1 protein-coding gene is annotated in these 230 nt (G+C 64.3%); it reads left to right on the top strand.

Annotated elements, in window-relative coordinates; translation table 11 throughout:
* A partial coding sequence (locus SB753_RS42155; RefSeq protein WP_410805836.1) for a succinylglutamate desuccinylase/aspartoacylase family protein occupies window positions 1–230 on the top strand: 230 nt, incomplete at both ends.

Below are 230 nucleotides of genomic sequence, written 5' to 3'. Positions count from 1 at the left end.
ATGCGCGCATTCGGCGCGCCTTATTCGATGCGTATGCTGGAACTCGACAGCGTTGGACTCTTCGATACCGCGGCCGAGGAAGCGGGCAAGGTTTTCGTATCGACGGAACTCGGCGGCGGCGGCACGGCCACCGCGCAAAGCGTTGCGATCGCCGTTCGCGGCGTGCGAGGATTTTTGCAGCACGCGGGCATTCTCGTTCAGGAACCGGGCGAGCAAGCGGCACGCACCAC

Source organism: Paraburkholderia sp. SIMBA_053 (assembly GCF_046534895.1).
In the GTDB taxonomy this organism is placed as follows: Bacteria; Pseudomonadota; Gammaproteobacteria; order Burkholderiales; family Burkholderiaceae; genus Paraburkholderia; species Paraburkholderia caledonica.
Note: the sequence above shows the minus strand (reverse complement) of the source record. Positions and strands in the feature narration are given on the sequence as shown.